Raw genomic sequence first — 8,042 nt, forward strand, 5'->3', positions numbered from 1 at the left:
GCCACGCTGCCCCCCGTCTGGGCGCTTTACCCGCTGCAATTGCTGCACGCCGGCACCTTCGCCGCCACCTTCCTCGGCGGCATGCGGATGATTCAGGCGCTGCACGGCGACAGCCGCACCCCCACCGCCCAGATGATCTACATGGCCCTGGCCTCGGCCCCGGCCCAGGCCGCGACCACCCTGCTCTCGGGCACCCTCTACGAATATCTCCAGCCCGCCGGCCGCGCCGCGCTCGGCTATCTGTCGATGAGCTCGGTGTCGCTGGTCGGCCTGGGGCTGGCTATGAGGCTGTGGATGGGACGTGAAAGGGTGGCGGCGCCTTCGGCGGCTGGGGGCCAGGCCCCCAGACCCCTTGAATAGGGGCAGGTCCAGGTATCGACGGCCAGCGAAATGCGCTTCCGGCGGGTACAAAATGCCTCCGGCGGCTGGGGCCGCAGGCCCCAGACCCCAAATTATCTGGTTGATTCTACAGGACCGTCTGCCGTTGCCTAGCGAAGGCCGGATTATCGGGGTCTGGGGCCTGCGGCCCCAGCCGCCGGAGGCATCTTCTCTTACCGCCGGAGGCCAGTTTCTTCTGACTGGCGAGGCCGCTTGGCCCCAACGGTCGGAGGCGCCTGCACCCTTAATCCGGCGGCATCTCGTGCGGCGCGCTGGCATATTCCGGCAGCGGGATGGCGGCGGCGGCGGCGCGCAGGGCGTTGGACCAGCGGTCGTTCATTTCGCGATAATAGGGGTCGTCGGTGTCGATGCGGTGCAGGACCTCGATGGCCGAGACGCCGGAGCGGATGGTCATCAGGTCGATCGGCAGGCCGACGGCGAGGTTGGAGCGCATGGTGGCGGAGAAGGAGATCAGCCCGATCTTCACGGCTTCGGCGAGCGGGGTTTCGTAGGTGATCATGCGGTCGAGCACCGGCTTGCCGTATTTGTGTTCGCCGATCTGCAGGAAGGGCGTGTCGGACTGGCATTCGATGAAGTTGCCGGCGCCGTAGATGAGGAACAGCCGGGGGCGGCGGCCATCGATGCTGCCGGCGAGCAGCAGGGTGGCGCCGGTGGAGACATCGGCGCCTTCGACGACGCGGTCGATGGCGTCCTTGGCGTCGTGGAGGGCCTGGCCCATGATTTGCGCGGCGCGGAAGACGGAAGGGGCGCTGTCGAGTGTCTCGGGCGTGTCATGGCCGGGCATCAGCACGCCTTCGGCGACCCGGCTCAGGGCCGACTGGGTGACGGACAGGCTGCCGGCGGAGGCGACGGCGATCACGCGGTTGGGGCTGGTGTCCATGATCCGCAGCTTTCGGTAGCTGGAGATGTTGTCGACTCCGGCATTGGTGCGGGTGTCGGCCATCATGACCAGTCCTTCCCGCACGACGATGCCAACACAATAGGTCATTGCTTCAGTTCCCCCGGGAAGCCGTTCGGCAACGATGCGTTGCTGCATCGCATCTTGCCGGTTCTGGTTCAAGATTGCGACTGGGCGCGTGCCGCTTCGCTGGTGTCGGCGGCCTGCAGGGCCATGCTCTGGACGGCGTCCTTGTCGCGGGTAGTCACAGTGACTTCCAGCGTTTCGGCACCGCCGCCGCGGCGGGCGCCGCGCACCGGCGCCGCATCGAGATAATCGAGCCCGACCGCCACCCGGACATGCGCCTCGGTCACCGAGATGCCGTTGGTCGGATCGAAGCCGACCCAGCCGAGGCCATCGATATGCGCTTCTGCCCAGGCATGGCCCGCCGGCTGGGTGATCAGCCCATCGGCGCGCACGAGGTGGCCGGAGACGTAGCGGGCGGGAATGCCGAGATGGCGGGCGGCGGCGAGGAAGATATGGCTATAGTCCTGGCAGACGCCGGCCTGGAGCCGGAAGGCATGGATGGCGTCGGTGTGGCTGTGGGTGACATCGGCATCGAAGCGCATCTGCGAATAGAGCGCGGTGTTGAGCGCATGGCAGGAATCGAGCGGGTTTTCGCGCGCGCAGTCGCGGGCGAAATCGAATATTGCCGGGTCTCCCGTGCTCAGGGGCGTGGTGCGCAGGAAGACGGGCAGGGGCAGCCGCTCGGGGCCGCCCTCGACCAGGCCGTGCACCTCGTCGGTGTCGACCTCGCCGGAGACGTGAAGGGTGAGGCGGGCGATTGGCGTGTCGGCGTAGAACATGTGGGTGACGTTGCCGAACACATCCTCGCCACGCCGCAGATGGCCATCGGTGTCGGTATCGAGCCGCCAGTGGACGACGTGCTGGCTGGCGGTCTCGCGCGGTTCGACGCGCAGCAGCTGGACAACGTCGCTGGCCAGCGTCGTATAGTCATAGACGGTGGTGTATTCGACGCGAATGCGCATGTCGGCCCTTCAGAACAGATATTGCTTGGCGATGGCGTCACCCAGCCGGTTGTTGTCGACAATGAAGCGGGTCAGGAATTCGTGGAGGCCTCCGCTGAAGATCGTATCGATGTTGGTGTTGGTCAGTTGCGCATGGCCGGCCGCGGCCAGCCGGTGCGCCGGTCCTCGCCGGCCGCTCTGGCTGGCGAGCAGATCGAGCTGCCGTCGGATGTCCTCATAGCAGGAAGCGAGGCTGCGCGGTATCTGCCGGTTGAGGATGAGCAGGTCTGCCACCAGCCAGGGCTTGACCGTGTCACGATAGACCCAACGATAGGCGGTCATGGCCGAGACGGTGCGCAGGATTGTCGTCCACTGGAAATAGTCGAGGCTGCCGCCGACATATTCGCCGCGCGGCAGCAGCAGATGGTATTTCACATCGAGCAGCCGCGCCGAATTGTCTGCCCGCTCGATGCTCGAGCCGAGGTTGATGAACCAGAAGGCATCGCTGCGCAGCATCGTCCGCTGGGCGGCGCCTTCGAAAGCCGAGACGGCGTGCTTGACCATGTCGAGCAGCGGGGCGAGCGCCTCGCGGCCGGCGAGATGGGTGCCGTAGCGGCCGATTTCCAGCCAGGCGGTGTTGATCGCTTCCCAACCCTCCTCGGTGAGGGCGGTGCGGACGGTGCGGGCATTGGCGCGGGCGGTATCGAGGCAGGTGCGGATCGAGCTGGGGTTGCCGGGATCGATGGTCAGGAAGGTGCCGACATTGGTTTCGGTCATCGGCAAGCCGGTCTCGGCGAAGGCATGGGTCATCCAGCTCGAGGCCAGCGCCGATTCCCAGGCGTTGGTGGCGCCGCCATAGGAGGAGGGCAGGGCGGCCAGCCGCTGCGTCGCCTCGATCAGCCGGGCGGTATAGTCGGCGCGCTCGAGGTAGCGGCCCATCCAGTAGAGGTTGGAGGCGGTGCGGGAAAGCATCAGGCGGCTCCCGCCGCTGTGTTGTCGTCGGGCGCGTCGTCCCAGTCGTCGACCACCCAGGTGTCCTTGGTGCCGCCGCCCTGGCTCGAATTGACGACCAGCGAACCCGGCGTCATCGCCACCCGGGTCAGACCGCCGGGGACGATCTTGACGCCGTCGCGGCCCGACAGGACGAACGGCCGCAGGTCGACGTGGCGCGGCGCCATGCCGCTGTCGACGGCGGTCGGGCAGGTTGAGAGGGCCAGTGTTGGCTGGGCGATGAATTTTGCCGGATGGGCCTTCAGCTTGGCGGCGAAGGCCGCGAGCGTCGCCTGCGGGGCCTGGGGGCCGATCAGCATGCCATAGCCACCCGAGCCATCGACTTCCTTGACCACCAGCTCGGACAGGTGATCGAGCACATAGCCGAGGGCCTCGGGCTCGCGGCACCGCCATGTCGGGACATTCTGAAGGATGGGCTCCTCGCCGGTGTAGAAGCGGACGATTTCCGGCATGTAGCTGTAGATGGCCTTGTCGTCGGCGACGCCGGTGCCGACTGCGTTGGCCAGCGTCACGTTGCCGGCGGCATAGGCCGACATCAGGCCGGGTACGCCGAGCATCGAGGCGGGATTGAATACCAGGGGGTCGATGAAATTGTCGTCGAGGCGGCGGTAGATGACGTCCACCCGCTCGGGTCCCTGGGTGGTGCGCATGTAGACGACGTCCTCGCGGACGAAGAGATCGGAGCCTTCGACCAGTTCTATGCCCAGCTTGTCGGCGAGGAAGCTGTGCTCGTAAAAGGCGCTGTTGTGGCGGCCCGGCGTCAGCAGCACGATGACCGGCGCCCGGTCGCCGCGCGGCGACACCGAGGCCAGCGTTTCCAGCAGCATTTCCGGATAGGTCTCGACCGGCGCCACCTTGACGTGCTGGAACAGCTCGGGCGCCAGCTTGAGCATCACCTCGCGGTTTTCGAGCATGTAGGAGACGCCCGACGGCGTGCGGGCATTGTCTTCCAGCACATAGAAATCATCGGGTCCGGTGCGGACCAGATCGATGCCGGCGACATGGGTCCAGATGCCGCCCGGCGGCGTCTTTCCCGCCATGTGCAGGCAATAACCGCTGTTCTGGAGCACGAGGTCGGCGGGAACGATGCCGGCCTTGAGGATCTCCTGCTTGCCATAGACGTCTGCGAGGAAGGCGTTCAGTGCGCCGACCCGCTGGACAAGCCCCTTTTCCAGTCGCGTCCACTCGGCCCGGGCGAGGATGCGGGGCACGATGTCGAAGGGGATCAGCCGCTCGGCGGCATCGGGGTCGCCATAGACGGCGAAGGTGATGCCGATCCGTCGGAAGAACAGCTCGGCCTGCAGCTTGCGGGCCGACAGCACGGCGGGCGAGCTGTGATAGAGCCATTCGCGGATCCAGCGGTAGGACGCGTTGATTGTTGTTTCATCGGCAAAAAGCGGCTCGGCGGCCGCATAGCCGCTGCCCATCCCGAACATTTCGTCAAAGGCCGGTGGCATGCTCATGGTCGCCTGTTATCTCCCATCGGCGCGGCGCGTGCCCGGCATGTCACGCAATCCGGCTATTTCCGCCGATAGTGCGGCCTCGCGAGGAAAGCGCAACCCCCGTTGTCCCCCTGCGCCGGGCCGGTCATCGATGGTGCCCAAGAATCGTGCCTTCCCCACTGACATGCTCAGGAAAAGGGCATCGCGACCGTGCAGCCGGGGCCTGCGATCCGACGCCGGGCTGTAACCCGTTCGTAATGTTGCGCTGCGGCATCTGGCACGGTTCGTGCATCAGATCACTTGCGCGGATTTTCGTGCCAGGGAGGGGCTATGAAACTCGTCATTGCCATCATCAAGCCGTTCAAGCTTGATGAAGTTCGGGAGGCATTGTCGGTCGCCGGCGTGCAGGGGATGACCGTAAGCGAAGTCCAGGGCTTTGGTCGCCAGAAGGGTCATACCGAAATCTACCGTGGGGCCGAATATACGACCAACATGGTTCCCAAGATCAAGATCGAGGTCGTGGTGGACGACAGCCAGGTGGATATGGTTGTCGACACGATCCAGCAGACCGCCAACACGGGCACCATCGGTGATGGCAAGATCTTCGTCGCAGACATTGGTCAGGCCGTGCGCATCCGCACCGGCGAGACCGATGACGCCGCACTCTGACCGGAACGAAGGGGGACATATGAAACTTGATCTGAAACTTCTCGGGCTGACACTGGCCGGTAGCGCGCTGGTCGCGATGCCCGCGCTGGCGCAGGAAGCCGTTGCCGTGGTCACCGAGGTCGCTGCCGATCCGGTGCCGGACAAAGGCGATTCCGCCTTCATGATGGTCGCCACCGTGCTGGTGCTGCTGATGATCCTGCCGGGCCTGCAGCTTTTCTACGGCGGCCTGACCCGCTCCAAGAACATGCTCTCAACGATGACGCAGATCGGCGCCGCCACCTGCTTCGCCATGCTGATCTGGGTGATCTTCGGCTATACCATGGCGTTCGGGCCGGACGCGTCCGAGAGCCTGAAGCCGTTCATCTCGAACTTCGACAAGCTGTTCCTCGCCGGGATCACCCCGGACAGCACCGCCGCGACCTTCACCGATGGCGTGGTCATCCCCGAATATGTGTTCGTCGCCTTCCAGATGACCTTCGCCGCGATCACCGTGTCGCTGGTGCTGGGGTCCGTTGTCGAGCGGATCAAATTTTCCGCGGTCATGGCCTTCACCCTCGTCTGGCTGACCATCGTCTACTTCCCGATTGCCCATATGGTCTGGGCGGCCGGCGGCCTGTTCTTCGAGATGGGTGCGCTGGATTTTGCCGGCGGTACGGTGGTCCACATCAATGCCGGCATCTCGGCGCTGGTCGCGGCGCTGATCCTCGGCAAGCGCATCGGCTATCAGAAGGACCAGATGGCGCCGCATTCGCTGACCCTCACATTGGTCGGTACCGGCCTGCTGTGGGTTGGCTGGTTCGGCTTCAACGCCGGTTCGGCGCTGGAGGCGAATGGCTCGGCCGGCTTGGCGATGATCAACACCTTTGTCGCCACCGCTTCGGCCGCGCTGTTCTGGATGCTCGCCGAGCGTATCGCCGGTCACAAGCCGTCGGCGCTGGGCTTTGCCTCGGCCGACATCGCCGGACTCGTCGCCGTTACCCCGGCGGCGGGCAATTCCGGGCCATTCGGTGCCATCATCCTCGGCGCCGTGGCCTCGCTGGTCTGCTACTTCTTCGTGGCGGTGGTGAAGCCCAAGCTCGGCTATGACGACTCGCTCGATGCCTTCGGCATCCACGGCGTCGGCGGCATTGTCGGCGCGATCGGCACCGGTATCGTCTACGCCCCGTCGCTCGGCGGACCTGGCGGCGACGATTTCGACATGGGGGCGCAGCTTGTCACCCAGTTCGCGGCCGTCGGCACCACCATCGTCTGGGCCGCCGTCGGCACTGCCATTGCCATCTACGTCGCCAAAGCCCTGACCGGCCTGCGCGTCAGCCCCGAAGTCGAGCGCGAAGGCCTCGATCTCGGCGAACATGGCGAGCGCGCCTACAACAGCTGATCCTCCAGCCCGGAGCGGGACACCCCGCTCCGGGCCAAGCAAAATCCAGACCGAAACTGGCGCACACTGCGCCCCAGATCTGCACGATCTGCCGAAATATCGTGATATTTCAGCAACATAATGGTCACAAAGCGTGTGGGATCGTTTAATCCCGCTAGGCAATTCAGCCCGTGCTGTCCCATCATCCTGTTGTTCGAACCGACGCCCGGCCCCGCGAGGGGCAAGAGGCCAGGCCGGGCCAATGGGAGAGGGACATAACCCCCATAGAAAGGGCCATGTCCATGAAGATGCTCGTCAAGTCCGTTGTGCTACTCGCCGCCCTCGGCGCCTCGATCCCCGCCCTGGCGCAGGATGCGCCCGAGCCGGAATTCACGCTGAACGGCAATGTTGCGTTGGTCACCGATTATCGTTTCCGCGGCGTCTCGATGTCGGACAAGGGCTTTGCCGTCCAGGGCGGGCTCGGCGTCGCCCACAAGTCGGGCCTCTATGCCGGCTTCTGGGCCTCGAGCCTCGCCGGCTGGGGCACCTTCGGCGGTCCCAATGTCGAGCTCGACCTGTTCGGCGGCATCACCGTCCCGCTCGGCGCCGGCACACTCGATGTCGGACTGACCTGGTACATGTATCCCGGCGGCGCCAAGATCACCGATTTCGCCGAGCCCTATGTCAAGATCAGCGGCGATGCCGGCCCGGTCTCGCTGCTCGCCGGCGTCGCCTATGCCCCCAGCCAGGAGTCGCTCGGCAACTGGTTCGCCACCCCGACAAGCCGTCTCGGCGACAAGGAGGACAATCTCTATGTCTGGGGTGATGCGGCCTATGCGGTCAAGGATACGCCGCTGACGCTGAAGGCCCATCTCGGCTATTCGGACGGCAACCCCGGCCTCGGGCCCAACGGCACCAGCGTCGCGCCCACCGGCTCCTATTGGGACTGGTCGCTCGGCGCCACCGTCGATGTCGGCCCGGTGACACTCGGCGTCAGCTATGTCGATACCGACATCAGCACGGCGTCGGCTGCCTACAACCTGCTGCAGCCGAACTTCTCGTCGACCAAGGACGGCTCGACAATCTCGGGCAGCAAGGTGCTGTTCTCGGTCGGCGCCGCCTTCTGAGCGTCTGACATGCCCGCACGGCCGCAGCCCCCCGCTGCGGCCGTCGCGTGTCCGGGTGGTATCGGCCCCGAAGTGGGCATCCGGCGGTAACAAGATGCCTCCGGCGGCTGGGGCCGCAGGCCCCAGACCCCG

8 protein-coding genes are annotated in these 8,042 nt (G+C 65.7%); 4 read left to right on the forward strand and 4 right to left on the reverse strand.

Going from position 1 to position 8,042, the window contains the following annotated elements; translation table 11 throughout:
* A partial coding sequence (locus ACTIFJ_RS14240; protein ID WP_439534773.1) for a hypothetical protein occupies nucleotides 1–360 on the forward strand: 360 nt, incomplete at its 5' end.
* 262 nt (nucleotides 361–622) lie between these two features.
* Here ACTIFJ_RS14240 and ACTIFJ_RS14245 read toward each other — a convergent pair.
* The 4 genes from ACTIFJ_RS14245 to ACTIFJ_RS14260 all read right to left on the reverse strand — a co-directional run bounded on the left by ACTIFJ_RS14245 (nucleotide 623) and on the right by ACTIFJ_RS14260 (nucleotide 4,778).
* Nucleotides 623–1,387, reverse strand: coding sequence for a peptidase (locus ACTIFJ_RS14245; RefSeq protein ID WP_439534774.1), 765 nt, complete (start codon nucleotides 1,385–1,387; stop codon nucleotides 623–625).
* A 68-nt stretch (nucleotides 1,388–1,455) separates the two neighbouring features.
* The gene (locus ACTIFJ_RS14250) at nucleotides 1,456–2,325 is read right to left on the reverse strand and encodes a transglutaminase family protein (protein WP_439534775.1); all 870 of its coding nucleotides are present in this window, start codon (nucleotides 2,323–2,325) and stop codon (nucleotides 1,456–1,458) included.
* A gap of 9 nt (nucleotides 2,326–2,334) precedes the next feature.
* Nucleotides 2,335–3,276: an alpha-E domain-containing protein gene (locus tag ACTIFJ_RS14255; protein ID WP_439534776.1), complete on the reverse strand. Its 942-nt coding sequence runs from the start codon at nucleotides 3,274–3,276 to the stop codon at nucleotides 2,335–2,337.
* A complete protein-coding gene (locus ACTIFJ_RS14260; RefSeq protein WP_439534777.1) occupies nucleotides 3,276–4,778 on the reverse strand; it encodes a circularly permuted type 2 ATP-grasp protein in 1,503 nt (500 codons plus the stop codon). Before ACTIFJ_RS14260 ends, ACTIFJ_RS14255 begins: the two co-directional genes overlap by 1 nt.
* Before the next feature lie 309 nt (nucleotides 4,779–5,087).
* Between ACTIFJ_RS14260 and ACTIFJ_RS14265 the strand changes: the two genes are divergently transcribed.
* The 3 genes from ACTIFJ_RS14265 (at nucleotide 5,088) to ACTIFJ_RS14275 (ending at nucleotide 7,910) form a co-directional block, all read left to right on the forward strand.
* The gene (locus ACTIFJ_RS14265; RefSeq protein WP_439534778.1) at nucleotides 5,088–5,426 is read left to right on the forward strand and encodes a P-II family nitrogen regulator; all 339 of its coding nucleotides are present in this window, start codon (nucleotides 5,088–5,090) and stop codon (nucleotides 5,424–5,426) included.
* A 19-nt stretch (nucleotides 5,427–5,445) separates the two neighbouring features.
* Entirely contained in the window at nucleotides 5,446–6,804 is a 1,359-nt protein-coding gene (locus ACTIFJ_RS14270) for an ammonium transporter (protein WP_439534779.1), read from the forward strand.
* A gap of 281 nt (nucleotides 6,805–7,085) precedes the next feature.
* Complete coding sequence (locus ACTIFJ_RS14275; RefSeq protein WP_439534780.1) at nucleotides 7,086–7,910, forward strand: TorF family putative porin; 825 nt, start codon at nucleotides 7,086–7,088, stop codon at nucleotides 7,908–7,910.
* Nucleotides 7,911–8,042 lie beyond the last annotated feature (132 nt).

The sequence above is a fragment of the Polymorphobacter sp. genome (assembly GCF_051860865.1).
Lineage (GTDB): Bacteria > Pseudomonadota > Alphaproteobacteria > Sphingomonadales > Sphingomonadaceae > Sandarakinorhabdus.

Bases quoted from the DNA above. Each gene is read 5' to 3' on its own strand.
- ACTIFJ_RS14245 (WP_439534774.1), bottom strand. From the start codon at position 1,387: ATGACCTATTGTGTTGGCATCGTCGTGCGGGAAGGACTGGTCATGATG.
- ACTIFJ_RS14250 (WP_439534775.1), bottom strand. From the start codon at position 2,325: ATGCGCATTCGCGTCGAATACACCACCGTCTATGACTATACGACGCTG.
- ACTIFJ_RS14255 (WP_439534776.1), bottom strand. From the start codon at position 3,276: ATGCTTTCCCGCACCGCCTCCAACCTCTACTGGATGGGCCGCTACCTC.
- ACTIFJ_RS14260 (WP_439534777.1), bottom strand. From the start codon at position 4,778: ATGAGCATGCCACCGGCCTTTGACGAAATGTTCGGGATGGGCAGCGGC.
- ACTIFJ_RS14265 (WP_439534778.1), top strand. From the start codon at position 5,088: ATGAAACTCGTCATTGCCATCATCAAGCCGTTCAAGCTTGATGAAGTT.
- ACTIFJ_RS14270 (WP_439534779.1), top strand. From the start codon at position 5,446: ATGAAACTTGATCTGAAACTTCTCGGGCTGACACTGGCCGGTAGCGCG.
- ACTIFJ_RS14275 (WP_439534780.1), top strand. From the start codon at position 7,086: ATGAAGATGCTCGTCAAGTCCGTTGTGCTACTCGCCGCCCTCGGCGCC.